We start from the raw sequence: 16,220 nt of genomic DNA, 5'->3' as shown, positions 1-16,220 counted from the left end.
CATGCGGTTGTGGCTGAGGTACTTCAACATCCGACTGCAAAGACAACATCGCATAGTATCCCGATGCCCGTTTTACTACTCGGATTTGCTTCAATACAAACCCGTCTGGAATTGGTCGGGACATCCGAAACTTCACCAATCCAAATCGCAACACGGAACAATCAGAATTAAATCTCTATGCCGAATTATTAGACAGTGGCAAGGTTCACCGGATTTTTATTAATCAGTTAGGAGAGCCAGAGAATTTATCTCCAGAGTTGGGGCTAATGCAGTTAACGATTGCAAGCGAAACAAATGCACCGCAAATTGCTAGAACTATTTTGACGAAAGCCGAGGACTCTACTCCCAAGAGGTAAGCCATAATAGATTTGGTGACAACAATTATGGTTTGTAAGTTCACCCAATTAAGTCGGCAGGAGATTGAAGCGATGCTAGGTTTTACAGCCAGCGAATTACAGAAAAGCCGCTTTTATCAAGAGGTCAAGGATGAAGGACGGCAAGAAGGAGAACTTATTGGTCAGCAGCGAGGATTGCAATTAGAGGCCCAGTCTTTGGTGTTGCGGCTCCTGACTCGGAAATTTGGAGTTTTACCCGTTGGGATACTGAGCCAGGTGGAAGGATTAACGTTAGTGAGGCTAGAGGAGTTGGCGGAGGCTCTCTTAGGGTTTGAAAAGGTGGCAGATTTGGAGGTTTGGTTACAGAAGTTGTAGATTTTGAACAAATTATAACGATTTTATTTGCTCCGAAAAGTTTAGGTAATCTCAAAATTAGCCTGGGTTCCCCTACACCATTGCTAGTCGTTCCATGGCCTGGTCTAAGAGGGAGGTGCCTTGTTCTACGGTTTCAATTAAACACAGTTCACCTCGTAAATCTGCCGCTCCCGCAAATCCTTTGGCATACCAGGTAAGATGCTTGCGGGCCTGACGAATGCCACTGAGGCCTTTATATTCCCAGAGGGCAATCAGATGATCCCGGGCGCACTGGAGGCGTTCAGTGGCAGTGGGGGCTGGTTTGAGTTGTCCGGTTTTGAGAAAATGGTCAATTTCTCCAACTAGGAAGGGATAGCCCAAGGTTCCCCGCGAGCACATGACCCCATCGGCCCTTGTTTCCAGGAGGCATTGAACTGCGGCTTCAACCGAGAAAATATCCCCATTGGCAATGACGGGAATCGTCAGTTTTTCCTTAACTTTCCGGATCCACTCCCACCGGGCGGGGCCATTGTAGCCTTGGGCGCGGGTACGACCGTGAACCGTAATCATCGCGGCTCCAGCATCCTGCATCTGTTGGGCAAAGTCGAGGATGTTAATTTCTTGATCCGTCCAACCAATCCGAGTTTTGACCGTAACCGGGACATCTACGGCCGCCACTACCGCCCGGACAATGGCCGCCGCCACCTCAGGTTGTCGCAGGAGAGAGGAACCACCGCCATTCTTGGTAATTTTATTCACCGGACAGCCCATATTGATGTCCACCGTATCGGCTCCTTCGGCAACGGCTTTTTCCGCCGCTTCTGCCAAGAAATCGGGGCGACAGTCAAATAACTGAATACTGATGGGGCGTTCTTGGGCTTCTACTTCCATGATCTGGGGCAAGTCTTTGACATAGTGCAGGCCGGTGGCATTGACCATTTCCGTGTAGAGCATGGATTCTGGGGCATATCGCCGGACTAGTCGCCGGAAAACTAGGTCAGTGACTCCAGAGAGGGGGGATTGCAAAACACGACTATAGACCGGCAATGATCCAATCATCAGGGGAGCCGCCAGACGGGTTTTTAATTCAGGGGGAAGGGTGAGCATGACTGGGGCCTGGCAAAACTTAATAATCAAAAAAATTTAGGCTTGGTTTAGAGCAATTTCTCAAGACGGCGGCGGAGGGCATCGAGTTCGGGATTTTCAACTTCCAAGGTTTCGTAGTCAGAGAGTTCTGGATCATGATCGTGACTTTGCTCCGTTTCCCAGTCGGTTTCTGCCACATTCCGCTCTGGAGGGCTGAGGAATAGGCGTTCGGCATCATTGGTCGGCATAAATCCAGCCGGAACGACTTGGCAATCATAGTCTGCGGCCTGGCAGAATTCTTCAATTTCCCGCTCATCTACACCCACAATACTGGGGGTGAGAAAATCTTGCGCTTCCAGGAGCAGGGCATAGCGGGTGGCATCATCTTCATCGGCAAACATCAGAATCAGGTTCCGATCTCCCATTTGTAAGGAGTGAATTCCTTCATTTTCAGTGCCCGGATTAAACAGCAACACATAAACTCGCATAATGGCATGAATCAATTTTTAATACTGCTTCTAGTTTACAAATGACGGGGCTGATTCAAAGAAATAGATCAGTGGCTGCCAAGTATTCTCAGGCTTGAGTTGGGTTAGAGTCCTTATGATTGGAGAATATTCCAGGCCCGGCGGGGTCATGGCTCAATGTTGATGGTTTGGCTTGGAGATGTTTCTGAGGAGGATGAAGATGTTGAACCTCAATCAAGTGGCCCAGCAAATCACCGCCCTAGGGCAGCATTTTTACCAGGAAGCCCAGGGTCGGGCCGCAAAATTACACCTGGCTGGTCATTATCTCGCCCAGGCCCAGGGCCAAGACACAGAATTTAGCGAGTGCCTGGCAGCCCATGAGAACCAATTGCGGTTTACCCCGGCCTGGCCAGCAACGCCCCTGACTGAGAGAGTTACGATTCCCCCAGCCCCAGTTCAACATCGGGTTATGGCTACGGATGGCTCCCAAATTGCCCCGAGTCATCACGAAATTGCTTTTTGTTATCTAATCAATGTGGGGCGAGTGCGTTTGGATTATGGCAGCAATATTTATCCCTTGTTGGATAGCGTGGCTGAGGTGTTCTATACCCAAGCTGAGGTTTATGCCGCCCAGGCCTGGGGAATTACACCGGAAGAATGGATGCGCCACAAACGCACGCAGTTAGAAATTTTGCAATTGGTGGAATTAGCGTTGGAGAAGCCGGTCAATGTGCCCACAGTGCTGATGCTGGATGGTTCGTTGATTCATTGGGCCTGGGAAACTTTACCGACTATGGCCCGGCAGGTGTTGCTAGAGCCAATTCTCCAGGCCTGGGGCCGGCTTGAAACTGCCAAAATCCCCATTGTTGGCTACCTAAGTGCTTGCCGCAGTAGTGAAACCCTCAATTACCTCCGCCTCCAGGCCTGCCCCTATCCTCTACCCCGCTGTCAAGACCATTGCCCCGCCCCAACCCGCCCCCCCTGCCAAATTTTTACGGGACTTCAGGATCCTGGCCTGTGGTCAACCCAACTATCTTCGGGGCAGCGCGGCCCCCTCTGGCAAAGTCGCGCCCGCATTTTAGTGGACTATGGCCAGCAGCGGATTTTCTTTTGCTATTTCCATGTGGGGTCAGAAGTCGTGCGGGTGGAGTTTCCCCGTTGGGTCGCCGAGGATCAAACACTGCTAACCCAGGCTCTCAGTCTAACGATCGCCCAAGTGATAAAAGGCTATGGCTATCCCGTTGCCCTGGCTGAAGCCCATAATCAAGCGGTGGTTCGCAGCGCAGATCGGGCCCGTTTTTTTGCCCTATTAGAACGAGAACTGATTAAAGCCGGCCTAAAGCAGGTTGCCCCTTCCCCCAAAGAAAGTCGCAAACGCCAGAGTATTGCTTAATCGCCCAGGTGATTAGGGGAAAACCGTTAGCCCACCCTCGCAGATCAGTTTTTCGGGAGTTAAGCGTAGAGTCTCCAGATGCACATTCTCCCCCAGATTAATCTGAATGGTTTGGGGTTCTAAGCCAAAGGCCCGCAGTTGCCGAAACTCTAAACATTGGGGGCCTGCCAAACCAATTTCTGAGGCAAAGCTGATGGTGAAGGGCTGTTCTCCCAGCAAATTTAAGGTGCAGTCTAAGGCCCCATGACTAAAATTGACTGTAGCTTCCGCAACGTGGAGGGTGGCTAATGCGGTGGGTAAGGGCTGATCTAATTCTTGAGAGAAAATAACGACTAAATCCCGCAAAGCTGAACGCATCAGGTCTGAGTCCAAGGATTGTTGCAAATCGGCGGAGGTCAGGTGGAGCTCGCCCCAGGCCTGGATCGGTTCTAGAAGCTTTAAGGGTTTACCCCGCAAGACTTGTCCCAGATTGACGCGAATATTTTCCGCCTGAAGTCGGGCCTGGGTTAAACAAAGTCCTTGGAAAATTACCCCCACAGCCAACACTCGCACTAAGGGTAAATAGCCTGTCAAAACCTGTTGATCCTTGGCCTGTAAATCTATTTCTAACTCTGTAACTGCTTCTACTTGGGTTTGGAGCCACCATCGCAAAGCTGGAGTGAGTACCCGCCGAATCAATCGCTGCTGACCTCTGGGAACATCCTGGGCCTGGGGTAAATCAGCCTGGGATTCCTCTGGGGAAATGGGAGCAGGTTGCCCAAGATCAGATAGATCAGACGTTACCGGAAAACGAGTCATGGACGCAGAACACCAGCCAAAAGGTCTGTCCCATCATAGGGGGTTTGGAGATCGTATTTCTGTAAGTTGAGCCCCCTCGGCAAAATCCTAGCTGTGAAGCTGACGTTACAGATGATTGCGAAATTTAGATCTGAGGGCCGCAAGTGTTAACTTCTAATATGGCAACTACGCCAACACCGTTAAACCAAGTTTCATACCCCACCTGCCGTTGGTTAATTTGGTTTTTTTGTCGAGTGTTAATCAAGGAGAACACGTTGCAGTCCCACACTTCCGCCTCAGCTTCCAGCCTTCGGGAAGATTTGAGTGATTACGTTGCTCACCTTCAACTTCACATGGCACTCCAGGCCCGGAATTTAGTTCCTTCCCTCAAGAACTCTCCCGATAGTCGTGAGCAACTCTTGCAGCAAACCCAGGCCACCTTTGAAAAGCATATTTCTCGCCAAAGTTACCTCGGTTAAATCCCCAGTTTTTGGGAGATGAGCTTGCAGGGATAGGGATATTGCTCCAGGCTGATATTCTCTGGGCTAGCTTAGGTGCAGTCAAAATCGGTTCGCCATCAAAACTTCCAAAAAAACGTTTCCGGCCTGGAAATAGTCCCTTTGGACTGCCATTCAATAACTTTGCATCATCTTTTGGGCTGGGCCAGACATAGGAATTTATCCTCATTGTCGCCACTCCCTAACAAGCCCCTGAACCCAAGTTCCCCCTGGCCAATCATCTTAGAATGGGGAGAGGGAGGGCCAGCACCCATGAAATATTCTGCACCCCGTAAACAGTCCAGTTTCCAAAAACTTCTTACCTATCTGCGGCCCCATTGGCGCGTTACCTTGGGGGGAATTCTGGCCCTGCTGGTGGTCAACATCGTAGGCACCTATTTACCGCTGCTGATTGGCCAGGCCATTGATGAACTCCAAGATCAGTTTGAGTATCGACGAGTTCTGTTTTATGTGTTTGCCCTCCTGGGGATGGCCTCGATCATGTGGTTTATTCGGATGGCCTCGCGGATTTGGCTGTTTGGCACAGGCCGTCAAGTGGAATTTGACCTCAAACAACAGATTTTTGAACATCTTCTGAAGATGGATCCGGCCTACTTTGCCCGTAACTCGGCTGGAGATTTAATTAGTCGTTCCACCAGTGATGTGGATAATATTCGCCGCTTAGTGGGCTTTGCCGTTCTCAGTTTTGTCAATACCATTTTTGCCTATGCCTTGACCTTACCTGTGATGTTAGCGATTCACCCTGGCCTAAGTTTAGGGGCGATTTCGGTCTATCCGTTAGTGTTACTCATTGTCATGGGCTTTAGTAACCAAATGCGCCTGGAACAACTGGAAACCCAGGAAGCTTTAGCAGACCTGAGCGATTTAATTCAAGAAGATATGAGTGGCATGGCCGTTATCAAGATCTATGCCCAAGAAGACAATGAACGGCAGCAATTTAGCCGTCTGAATCAAGACCTGTTAGCCGCTAACTTAAACCTGGCCAAAACCCGGAACGTGATTTTTCCGATGCTGGGGGGAATGGTCAGTTTAAGCCTGTTGATTCTCCTCTGGTTCGGCAGCCGGATGATTGCGGCCAATACGATTCAAGTGGGGGATTTTGTTGCCCTGTTGCTCTACATTGAACGGTTGATTTTTCCGACTGCCTTATTGGGGTTTACCATTACAGCCTATCAGCGGGGTGAAGTGAGTATTGATCGAATTGAGGCGATCTTGGCGGTGGATCCCCAAATTCAAGATGATCCAACTGCTATTCCCTTAACCTCAAAAAAAGTTCAGGGCAAAATTGAGGTTAAACATCTCAACTACACCTATCCCCAGGCCCCGCGCCCAGCCCTAGAGGACGTTAATTTTCGCATTGAACCAGGGGAAACGGTCGCCATTGTTGGGCCAATTGGGTCTGGTAAATCAACCCTGGCGAATGCGCTTCCCCGGTTGTTGGATGTTGGTGCAGGGCAAATTTTCTTAGATGGGATGGATATTACCCAAATTCGGGTTAGGGATTTGCGAGCCTGTATGTCCTATGTACCTCAGGATAGTTTCTTATTTAGTACAAGTCTCAAAAACAATATTCGCTATGGCAATCCCCAGGCCGAGCTTCCCGAGATTGAAACTGCTGCCCAAACGGCCCAAATCCACCATGAAATCCTCAACTTTCCCGAAGAATATCAGACGGTGGTAGGAGAACGGGGGATCACCTTATCAGGGGGGCAACGCCAACGTACCGCTCTAGCTAGGGCTTTGTTATTAGATGCGCCAATTTTAATTTTGGATGATGCCTTGGCGAGTGTGGATAATCAGACTGCAACCCAGATTCTTCAAAATCTCCAAAGTAAACCCATTCAGCAAACGATTATTTTCATTACCCACCAGCTTTCAGCCGCCGCCCTAGCCCAGCGGATTTTAGTGATGAATCGGGGCACAATTGTTCAATTTGGAACTCATTCAGAACTGATTCAAACCCCAGGCCTGTATCAAGAGCTTTGGCAGCGATATCAAATGCAATCAAATCTCTAGAAAATACATAGAGTTAACCAACAAATATTTATATAGTTGTCGTTATCTTAGGAACATTTGAAAAATGATGATTTAGGTGAGGGATATGTAGTGGTTAAAACTCACAATCAGTTAGCTCAGTGGATTATGCCATTAAATTAACTCAGGCGTTAATAGGGCTTTACAGTTTTAAAGTCTAGACTAAAGATTTCAGTTACGGTCAGATGGAATATCTAACCCCTGTTGCATGGCCCAAATCGCCGCCTGAGTCCGATCCCGCATCCCGAGCTTATGCAAAATGGCATGAACATGGACGCGGACTGTCCCCGGCGCAATATATAACTCTTGCCCAATTTCGATATTACTCTTACCTGTAGTAATCAGTGACAGAATTTCCTTTTCTCGTTTAGTTAGAGGCAAATCAGCATTGATTTCAAGAGTTTTTGGCAGCATTTCATAAGTAGATTGAATGTTTTCCGTGGCCTGGGCATCCCACCATGAAGCACCAGCAACTACTGACTGAATTGCCAAGACTAAATGTTCACTGGCTCCTCCTTTTAGGCAATACCCTTGGGCCTGTTTTTTGATTAAATCTGTAATTAGATTTTGGCTGCTATGGGAGGTAAGAATTAAAACAGGCAATTTTGGATAATTTTGTTTGATTTGGTGGCAGGTTTCTAAGCCCCCCAGGCCGGGTAAACCCACATCTAAAATCACCACATCCACAACTTGGCAGCGCAAAATATCTAAGGCTGTTTCACCATCCTCGGCCTGGGCCATGACTTGTAAATTGGGTTCTTGTTGCAAACGGGTTGTTAAACCTAAGCGAAATAGCTCATCATCTTCCACTAATAAGATTTTGATTGGGGTTGTCTTAGTCATAGGGTTTCATCGAGGGCTGCTCTAAAGTTGCTGTGGGGAATTTGCCCAGGTAGGCCGGCAGTGTAAAGTTAAATCTTGCGCCAGTTGGCAGGGGATCGGCCCAGAGTTTACCGCCATGGGCTGTGACAATTTGGCGACTGAGATAAAGACCTAAACCCGTTCCCTTGGCCTGGCGATGGTGATGTCCTTGATAAAACTGTTCAAACAAAAAGGGAAGTTCATCGGGACTAATACCTAATCCCTGATCCTGAACACTGATTTGATAATAACCCTGTTTGAGGCCTATTTTAACTTCCACTTTGCCGCCCCGCTGTGAGTATTTAACACCATTGGCAATCAAATTCATGAACACCCGCTCTAGTTGGATCGGATCTGCAATGGCCCAACAGTTTGAGCGAAATTCTGATCCGCGTTGACTCAGACGTAGATAAACATTGCGAGATGTGGCAAGTTGGGTCAGTTTGGTTATCACATCCTCGATCAGAGTAATTAAATTAACTGGTTTTAGCTGCAATTCTAAACCCCTAATGTCATTGCCATAGACCTCTAACATTGTCTGCACCAGAGTTAAGGTTGTTTCGTGGCTGCGGATCATAATGCTAATTGCATTTTTCTGGGGGGGTGTGATCGGGCCAAAATGACTTAACTCCATTGCTTTTAGAGTTTCAATCGCACCCATTAAGGGAGTTTTTAAGTCATGGGTTAAAGTCGAAACAAAATCCTGACGGATCCGGGCTAGTTGTGCCTGATTTTCTAATTGCGCCTGTTGTTTGATCAAGGTTAATTTATAGGCCTGTAGCTGTCGTCCTAAAATTCCAGTCACCACTAAAGCCAAAGCCACCAACAACCGATTTCCAAGGGTAATACTGTTAATTTGCTCCAGGCCTGGGACAACTAAGTTCAAAAGCGTTAAGGCAATACTTAGGCCTGTGATGATCACCGTTTCCCCTCGGCTGAGTTGAGTACTCCCCAGAAGAACCACACTGATATAGAGATAGCCGAACACATAGGGGGGTGGTGTACTAAATTCCAGTGCGATAATCATCAGAAATAAAAAGCCAATCAGCCAATAGATGCGCTTAATGAGTGCCATGTCCTAGTCTGTTCAATAATCCTGATCTTTCTATCTTGCCTTAGTGACAAGGTACTGCTACCAATTTATTTCCCGATTGATGATCTATATCATTGGGTATAGGTTTCAGACTGGTCGCCTCAACGCCCCCTAAACACAAATTAAACCCAGAGCTATAAATTCACCTTTAACTCAGGTTTTCCGTAAATTTTTGCAGTGTTTCCAGCTAGATTGAAGCTAGTAAAGCCCAATGAAATACCCAACCTCTTCAGGAGCGGGAGGGTGAGGCTCCAACCAACGGTTATTTTTTACGGGTGCTTGCCAATCATGCCGATCAAAGTCAAGGGTTTTCTCCGCCAGATGCTCTCCAGGCCCTACCATCCTTGATTCTTAATATTGATTCTCGTCCTTGAAATTACGGTTAAGAAGATTATGCTGCTTGGTTTTCTCCAAATTATTTTGATTTTAGGGATTCTTGCTCTTGTGGCTTCACCCTTCGGAACCTATATGGCAGCCGTATTTATGGGGGAACGGACAAAGTTAGCCCGGATTTGTTTGCCCCTAGAACGAGTTTTATTTCGAGGCAGTGGCATCAATCCCCAGATTTCAATGACAGCCGGACAATACATTCGGGCTTTACTGTTGAGTAATTTAGTCATGGGTGTATTTGTCTTTGGCCTGCAACTCGCCCAAGGATTTTTACCCCTCAATCCCAGGGGTTTAAGCGCGCCAAGTTGGGATTTAGCTGTCCACACCGCCGTCTCTTTTGTCACCAATACCAATCAACAGCATTACTCTGGCGAAACCACCTACAGTTACCTCACCCAGGCCGGAGGTTTAGGCTATCTTATGTTTACCTCAGCGGCGACTGGAATTGCGGTGGCCATTGCCTTTATTCGGGGCCTAACGGGACAACCATTGGGCAATTTTTATCAGGATCTTGTTTTAGCGATTACCCGGATTCTATTACCCATTTCCGTAATCGGGGCGATTGTTTTAGTCATTGCCGGAGTTCCCGAAACCCTAGCTGGCCCAGCAGAAGTTACAACCTTAGAAGGTGCAACCCAATTTATTGCCCGTGGGCCGGTGGCTCATTTTGAAATTATTAAACAACTGGGGGAAAACGGTGGTGGCTTTTTTGGCATCAACTCAGCCCATCCCTTTGAAAATCCCAATAATTTCACCAATCTTCTCGAAACCGTGATCATGTTGGTGATTCCCATGGGCCTGGTGATTACCTATGGGGTTATGGCTGGCAATCCTAAGCAAGGCTGGTTGTTATTTGGGTTGGTCTTTATGATTTTCGGCCTCCTGATTGCCATTACAGCGATTGGTGAGGCGGAAGGGAATCCCCTTGTGAATAAGCTTTTAGGGGAATCTGCGGCCAACTTAGAAGGCAAAGAAGTTCGGTTTGGTTGGGCTTTAACGGCACTTTGGGCTGTGGCTACGACTGGGACAATGTGTGGGGCGGTGAATGGGATGCACGACTCCTTAATGCCACCGGGGGGATTTTCGACCCTTTCGGATATGTTTTTGCAAATTATTTGGGGCGGGCAAGGCACGGGAACGGCCTATCTATTTGTATTTCTAATTTTGACAGTGTTTCTGACAGGTTTAATGGTTGGGCGCACCCCAGAGTTTCTCGGCCGGAAAATTGAAAAACAGGAAATTGTCCTAGCCAGCGTGATTTTACTGATTCATCCGATTGCGATTCTAATTCCAGCCGCGATCACCTTGGCTTTTCCTGAACAGTTAGCAGGCATTAGTAACCCCGGCTTTCATGGCATTTCCCAGGTGATTTATGAATATGCATCGGCGGCGGCTAATAATGGTTCTGGGTTTGAGGGCCTGGGGGATAATACGCTTTGGTGGAATTTGAGCACGACATTTTCCCTCTTGGCTGGGCGATATGTTCCAATTCTGGCCCTAGTTTTCTTAGCGGAAAGTCTGTCCCAAAAGCAACCTGTTCCCGAAACCATTGGCACGCTGCGAACGGATACGGTTTTGTTTACCGCAGTCACGGGTGGCTCCATCTTAATTTTGGGAGCTTTAACCTTTTTACCTGTGCTTGCCTTGGGGCCAATTGCCGAAGCTTTTGAAATTGTTCGATTGAGTAGTGGTTAAGTCTTAGTGAATCGTTTCGTTCTAATTTGTGAGGTCAAAATGATTACAACTGTTCCTAAACCCTCGGCCTTTATCCATGAAATCCAACTGGAAACTCTTTTAGAGAAAAAGAAGGCAGATCAGCTTACCCTTGATGAAGTTTTTGAACTGGAAGCCATTGGCGAACTGGATCGAATTTGTACTCACATGAATGCGATGTTGGCGAACTAAATTTATGAAGATAATCAAACCTCAACCGGGAGGCCCTCGTTCATCTCGTCGTCATACTCCCAAAGCGAATCTATCGGGTCTTTATCAACGCGCGGCCTGGGACGCAGTCTTAAAGCTTGATCCACGCATGGCCATTAAAAATCCGGTCATGTTTCTGGTGTGGGTTGGGACAGTGATTACGTTTTTATTAACTCTTAATCCAGGCCTGTTTGGGGCAGCTACCAATACTCGTGCTCATATTTTTAATGGCTTAATTTGTTTCATTCTGTTAGCGACCGTTCTCTTTGCCAATTTTGCCGAAGCTGTTGCGGAAGGACGCGGGAAAGCCCAGGCCGATGCCTTACGATCCACTCGTTCTGATACCACTACCCAAAAGCAAAATCCTGATGGTAGTTTTGTTGCTGTGAATTCCAGTTCCTTACGCAAAGGAGATCGGATTAAGGTTGTGGCGGGTGAAATGATCCCGATGGATGGTGAAGTGGTGGCGGGGGTGGCGGCCGTGGATGAATCGGCCATTACGGGCGAGTCGGCCCCAGTCTTAAAAGAACCTGGATCGGATGTGGCCAGTTCGGTGACAGGGGGAACGCGGGTGATTTCCGATGAGCTATTGATTGGGATTACGGTTGATCCGGGCCAAGGCTTTATTGACCGGATGATTGCCCTAGTCGAAGGTGCAGAACGGAGTAAAACCCCCAATGAAATTGCCTTGACGGTGTTATTGGCTGTCTTAACTCTAGTATTTCTGATTGTGGTTGCCACATTACCGCCCCCCGCCAATTACATTCATAATCCCGTCAGTGTTGCCACGTTGATTGCTCTTTTGGTAGCTCTAATTCCAACCACGATTGGGGGCCTGTTGAGTGCGATTGGCATTGCCGGGATGGATCGAGTCGCCCAGTTTAATGTCGTGGCAACTTCGGGGCGAGCGGTCGAGGCCTGTGGCGACATCAATACCCTGGTCTTGGATAAAACCGGAACTATCACCCTTGGGAATCGCTTGGCTGAATCTTTTATTACGGTCAATGGTCATACGTTAGAAACCGTGGCCAAAGTTGCCCTAGCTGCCAGTCTGTTTGACACCACTCCTGAAGGGAAATCTATTGTCCGTCTGGCTGAACAGTTGGGTGCTAAGGTTGACTTCCCTTTAGAAACGGCCACCGGGGTTGAATTTTCTGCTCGCACCCGGATGAGTGGCACCGATTTACCCCAAGGCACAGAATTTCGTAAAGGGGCCGTGGATGCGATTCGGGGCTTTGTTCGTTCACGGGGAGGGCAGGCCACGGCAGATGTGGAAACCGCTTTTGAAACCATTTCCCGTCAAGGGGGAACGCCCTTGGCCGTCTGCCAGGATCAAGACATTTATGGGGTGATTTACCTCAAGGATATGATTAAGCCAGGCATTCGAGAACGCTTTGCCCAATTGCGGCGGATGGGAGTCAAAACCGTCATGCTCACAGGCGATAACCGGATTACGGCTCAATACATTGCCCAAGAAGCGGGGGTCGATGACTTTATTGCCGAGGCGACACCGGAAGATAAAATTCGGGTGATTCAACAGGAACAAGCCGCGGGCAAACTAGTGGCCATGACCGGGGATGGAACCAATGATGCTCCGGCTTTAGCCCAGGCCAATGTCGGATTAGCGATGAACTCGGGAACTCAAGCCGCCAAAGAAGCCGCCAACATGGTGGATTTAGATTCTGACCCCACTAAGCTGATTGATTTAATCACGATTGGCAAACAATTATTGATTACAAGAGGCGCATTAACCACCTTTTCACTCGCCAATGACATTGCTAAGTATTTTGCGATTATTCCGGCCATGTTTGCTGCTGTCGGGATTGGCGCGTTGAACATTATGGGTTTAAAAAGTCCTGAATCTGCCGTCTTGTCGGCTCTGATTTATAATGCCTTGATTATTCCGGCCTTAATTCCGCTGGCCTTGAAAGGAGTTAATTTTCGCCCCTTAACTGCCAATCAACTGTTACAGCGAAATATTTTGATCTATGGCCTGGGGGGAATTATTGCGCCGTTTATTGCCATTAAAGTTATTGATGTTTTGATTGGCAACGTTGGTATTGTTTAAGATATTGAGGTAAATCATGTTAAAGCATTCTGATGCAAATTTAAGGATCAAGAGTTGGCCACGACTCAACTCCCTCAATCTGCCTGATCTTTCTCCGAAAGGCCGGAACCGATTTCTGACAATTTTCACTCTATTGTTGCTGCAATTACTGTTAGCCGAGGGAGTTTATGCTGCCACTCAAACAGGATTAGAACGGAGAAATGCCTATGCCATCGGAGGATTATTAGTTCTAGTTGTGGGCCTGGGAATTTATTTAATGATGGTGATTATCGAACCGGAACGTTTTTAAGGATGATCTGATGTTAATTACTTTTCTATTTTTGGATGCTCTATTCCTCCTTTTGAGGGTTCAATGTTATGCGTGATTTAGTCATTGCAATTCGCAGTTCTATTGTTCTATGGGTTCTAACTGCTTTAATTTACCCTTTAGTAATTTTAGTCATTGCCCAAGTTGGATTTCCCTTCCAGGCCAATGGCAGTCTGCTCACTAACTCAAGTCAACAAGTCATCGGTTCAGCTTTAATTGGACAATCATTTACTTCAGAGCGGTATTTTTGGGGACGACCCAGCGTGGTGAATTATAGTGAAAACAAAGAGGCAAATCCCACAGGTGTATCAGGGGCCAGTAATTTAGCACCGAGCAATCCTGAATTATTAAAGCGGATTAAACCGGAGATTGATCGTTTCCAAAAAGCCGGAGTTAAACCCACCGCCGATTTAGTCTATAGTTCCGGTTCTGGGTTAGACCCCCATATTTCTATCGCCGCTGCCCAGGCCCAGGTAAATCGTGTGGCCCAGGCCCGAAACCTCTCTTCCGATCAACTAAACACTTTAATTGAAAAACATACAGACGGACGATTTTTAGGTATTTTTGGTGAACCAGGTGTCAATGTTCTGCAACTTAATCTTGCCTTGGATCAACTTTAGGTTTAACTGATGGAGAATCTTGGTGTTATAAAATCACAAACAGAGTCAGCTAATAATTATCTCGGCATATCTCGACGCGGCAAACATAAGATTTTTATTGGGATGTGTCCCGGCGTTGGCAAAACCTACCGGATGTTAGAAGAAGGGCGGCGGCTCAAACAAGAAGGCTTAGATGTGGTGATTGGCTTGTTAGAAACCCATGGTCGCCAGGAAACTCAAGAACGAGCTACTGGCCTGGAGCTAATTCCCCGCAAAGTATTGAGTTGGCAAGGGAAAACGTTTACAGAAATGGATGTGGAGGCGATTATTGAACGCAACCCCCAACTTGCCTTAATTGATGAACTAGCCCATACCAATGTTCCGGGTTCTGAACGGGAAAAGCGCTATCAAGATGTTGAGGTGATTTTACAAGCCGGGATTGATGTGTACTCCACTGTTAATATTCAACATTTAGAAAGTCTCAATGATGTGGTGTTCAAAATCTCCGGCGTAGTCGTGCGCGAGCGCGTTCCAGATCGCTTATTGGATGAGGCCGATGAAGTGGTGGTAGTTGATGTCACGCCAGAAACCTTACAACAACGCTTAAAGGAAGGGAAAATTTACGCCCCAGAAAAAATTGATCAGGCCCTACAAAACTTCTTCCAACGTCAAACGTTGACTTTACTCCGAGAGCTTTCGTTACGTGAGATTGCCGATAGTGTCGAAGAAGATGTGAGAGAAATGCAGCAGGACTATTGCAATATTCAAGAGCGAGTTTTAGTCTGTATTTCGACTTATCCTAATTCTGTTCAATTATTGCGTCGGGGGGGACGAATTGCTCATTATATGAATGCGCGATTATATGTATTATTCGTTGCAGACCCTAATCGCTTCCTATCAAAATCTGAATCCTTATATATCGAAACCTGTGAACGATTGTGTCAAGAATTGCCAGGAGAATTTATTCGCATTGAATCAGTTGATATTGTCGGGACGATTGCCCAAGTTGTGCAAGAAAAACATATCACACAAATTGTCATTGGTGAAAGTCGCCGTAGTCGTTGGCAAACCCTATTACGTGGCTCAGTTAGTCAGAAACTTATGGGGAAATTGGCAACGGTAGATTTACACATTATTGCTAATACTCCCTAGTCCTCTAAATCAGTAACCCCATCAAACACATGGTTAGCCGGCCCCGTCATATAAATCGTTTGTGTTGTTTGCTGCCAATCAATATCCAGACACCCGCCCGGCAGTTCAACCGTTGCTTGAGGTAAAGCCCGTTGAGTTAAGACTCCCGCCACCACCGTTGCACAGGCCCCCGTTCCACAGGCCAAGGTCGCCCCAGCCCCCCGTTCCCAAACTCGCATCTTGAGATAATCCGGTCGGATAACCTCGACAAATTCGGTGTTCGTGCGTTGCGGAAACAAGGAGTGATGTTCAAACTGCGGCCCCAATTCAGCCAGAGGGATAGCAGCGACATTCTCAACAAACGTAATGGCGTGGGGATTACCCATACTGACACAGGTGAGTTGCCAAGTCTGTCCAGCCACATCTAGGGGAATATCAATCACTTTTTGATCCGGCTCGGTCAAGGTCGTCGGGATTTCGCTGGCGAGTAATTTGGGAGTTCCCATATTGACACTGACCCGGCCATCGGTTTGCAAATTGAGAGTCATGACCCCGGCCAAGGTTTGCACTCGGTATATCCAGGCCTGGTCAAGCGCGTGGGACTCTAAGGCCGCAATAAACTTGGCCAAACAGCGAATCCCATTGCCGCACATTTCCGCCACGGAGCCGTCACTGTTATACATGGCCATTTGGTAATCACAGGCCGGATCAGTGGTAGCACAGAGGAAAATAACCCCATTTGCCCCAACCCCAAAATGCCGATCACAAAGCTGCTGGGCCTGAGTGGCGGTGACTAACAACTCCCTCTGAGCGCGATTATCAATCAGAATAAAATCGTTACCCAGGCCGTGGTATTTGCTAAATGCTAATTTCATAGAGCCGAT

Annotated in this window: 16 protein-coding genes and 2 pseudogenes; 11 read left to right on the top strand and 7 right to left on the bottom strand. The window is 47.6% G+C overall.

The window, feature by feature from the left end:
* Positions 1–148, bottom strand: a pseudogene (locus tag RIF25_RS17375) (RNA-guided endonuclease TnpB family protein); the annotation flags it as partial.
* Here RIF25_RS17375 and RIF25_RS17370 point away from each other — a divergent pair.
* Together RIF25_RS17370 and RIF25_RS13770 are read left to right on the top strand one after the other, a co-directional pair.
* Positions 84–374, top strand: a pseudogene (locus tag RIF25_RS17370) (DUF2887 domain-containing protein); the annotation flags it as partial. The pseudogenes RIF25_RS17375 and RIF25_RS17370 overlap by 65 nt on opposite strands.
* A gap of 9 nt (positions 375–383) precedes the next feature.
* Positions 384–710 (top strand): DUF4351 domain-containing protein, encoded by a 327-nt coding sequence (locus RIF25_RS13770; RefSeq protein WP_322879104.1) that lies wholly within the window; start codon positions 384–386, stop codon positions 708–710.
* A 72-nt stretch (positions 711–782) separates the two neighbouring features.
* Here RIF25_RS13770 and dusB read toward each other — a convergent pair whose 3' ends face one another.
* Complete coding sequence (gene dusB / locus RIF25_RS13765) at positions 783–1,796, bottom strand: tRNA dihydrouridine synthase DusB (protein ID WP_322879103.1); 1,014 nt, start codon at positions 1,794–1,796, stop codon at positions 783–785.
* A gap of 47 nt (positions 1,797–1,843) precedes the next feature.
* Entirely contained in the window at positions 1,844–2,263 is a 420-nt protein-coding gene (locus tag RIF25_RS13760; RefSeq protein ID WP_015125018.1) for a DUF3110 domain-containing protein, read from the bottom strand.
* A 199-nt stretch (positions 2,264–2,462) separates the two neighbouring features.
* On the opposite strand from RIF25_RS13760, the gene RIF25_RS13755 reads away from it, so the two are divergent.
* Positions 2,463–3,635: a DNA double-strand break repair nuclease NurA gene (locus RIF25_RS13755; protein WP_322879102.1), complete on the top strand. Its 1,173-nt coding sequence runs from the start codon at positions 2,463–2,465 to the stop codon at positions 3,633–3,635.
* Between the two features lie 12 nt (positions 3,636–3,647).
* On the opposite strand, the gene RIF25_RS13750 is transcribed toward RIF25_RS13755, so the two are convergent.
* Complete coding sequence (locus RIF25_RS13750; protein ID WP_322879101.1) at positions 3,648–4,433, bottom strand: LmeA family phospholipid-binding protein; 786 nt, start codon at positions 4,431–4,433, stop codon at positions 3,648–3,650.
* Positions 4,434–4,687: 254 nt separating this feature from the next.
* Here RIF25_RS13750 and RIF25_RS13745 point away from each other — a divergent pair, with 254 nt between their 5' ends.
* Both RIF25_RS13745 and RIF25_RS13740 read left to right on the top strand, forming a co-directional pair.
* A complete protein-coding gene (locus RIF25_RS13745) occupies positions 4,688–4,891 on the top strand; it encodes a hypothetical protein (protein WP_041430830.1) in 204 nt (67 codons plus the stop codon).
* A 291-nt stretch (positions 4,892–5,182) separates the two neighbouring features.
* Entirely contained in the window at positions 5,183–6,946 is a 1,764-nt protein-coding gene (locus RIF25_RS13740; protein WP_322879100.1) for an ABC transporter ATP-binding protein, read from the top strand.
* A 189-nt stretch (positions 6,947–7,135) separates the two neighbouring features.
* Here the strand turns inward: RIF25_RS13740 and RIF25_RS13735 are convergent, their stop codons facing one another.
* Together RIF25_RS13735 and RIF25_RS13730 are read right to left on the bottom strand one after the other, a co-directional pair.
* On the bottom strand, positions 7,136–7,807 hold the full coding sequence (locus RIF25_RS13735; protein ID WP_322879099.1) for a response regulator transcription factor: 672 nt from the start codon (positions 7,805–7,807) through the stop codon (positions 7,136–7,138).
* Positions 7,800–8,900: a sensor histidine kinase gene (locus RIF25_RS13730; RefSeq protein ID WP_322879098.1), complete on the bottom strand. Its 1,101-nt coding sequence runs from the start codon at positions 8,898–8,900 to the stop codon at positions 7,800–7,802. Before RIF25_RS13730 ends, RIF25_RS13735 begins: the two co-directional genes overlap by 8 nt.
* 411 nt (positions 8,901–9,311) lie before the next feature.
* Between RIF25_RS13730 and kdpA the strand changes: the two genes are divergently transcribed.
* The 6 genes from kdpA to RIF25_RS13700 all read left to right on the top strand — a co-directional run bounded on the left by kdpA (position 9,312) and on the right by RIF25_RS13700 (position 15,357).
* Positions 9,312–11,003 (top strand): potassium-transporting ATPase subunit KdpA, encoded by a 1,692-nt coding sequence (gene kdpA, locus RIF25_RS13725; RefSeq protein WP_407682429.1) that lies wholly within the window; start codon positions 9,312–9,314, stop codon positions 11,001–11,003.
* 39 nt (positions 11,004–11,042) lie between these two features.
* Positions 11,043–11,213: a hypothetical protein gene (locus RIF25_RS13720; RefSeq protein WP_322879096.1), complete on the top strand. Its 171-nt coding sequence runs from the start codon at positions 11,043–11,045 to the stop codon at positions 11,211–11,213.
* 4 nt (positions 11,214–11,217) lie between these two features.
* Positions 11,218–13,299, top strand: coding sequence for a potassium-transporting ATPase subunit KdpB (gene kdpB / locus RIF25_RS13715; protein WP_322879095.1), 2,082 nt, complete (start codon positions 11,218–11,220; stop codon positions 13,297–13,299).
* Positions 13,300–13,315: 16 nt separating this feature from the next.
* On the top strand, positions 13,316–13,588 hold the full coding sequence (locus RIF25_RS13710; RefSeq protein WP_322879094.1) for a potassium-transporting ATPase subunit F: 273 nt from the start codon (positions 13,316–13,318) through the stop codon (positions 13,586–13,588).
* 68 nt (positions 13,589–13,656) lie between these two features.
* Positions 13,657–14,226, top strand: a complete 570-nt coding sequence (gene kdpC, locus RIF25_RS13705; RefSeq protein WP_322879093.1) for a K(+)-transporting ATPase subunit C — start codon at positions 13,657–13,659, stop codon at positions 14,224–14,226.
* A gap of 9 nt (positions 14,227–14,235) precedes the next feature.
* Complete coding sequence (locus tag RIF25_RS13700; protein ID WP_322879092.1) at positions 14,236–15,357, top strand: universal stress protein; 1,122 nt, start codon at positions 14,236–14,238, stop codon at positions 15,355–15,357.
* Here the strand turns inward: RIF25_RS13700 and dapF are convergent.
* The gene (gene dapF, locus RIF25_RS13695) at positions 15,354–16,211 is read right to left on the bottom strand and encodes a diaminopimelate epimerase (RefSeq protein ID WP_322879091.1); all 858 of its coding nucleotides are present in this window, start codon (positions 16,209–16,211) and stop codon (positions 15,354–15,356) included. The genes RIF25_RS13700 and dapF overlap by 4 nt on opposite strands.
* Positions 16,212–16,220 lie beyond the last annotated feature (9 nt).

Origin of the sequence: Pseudocalidococcus azoricus BACA0444 (assembly GCF_031729055.1) — a bacterium.
GTDB lineage: Bacteria > Cyanobacteriota > Cyanobacteriia > Thermosynechococcales > Thermosynechococcaceae > Pseudocalidococcus > Pseudocalidococcus azoricus.
Note: the sequence above shows the minus strand (reverse complement) of the source record. Positions and strands in the feature narration are given on the sequence as shown.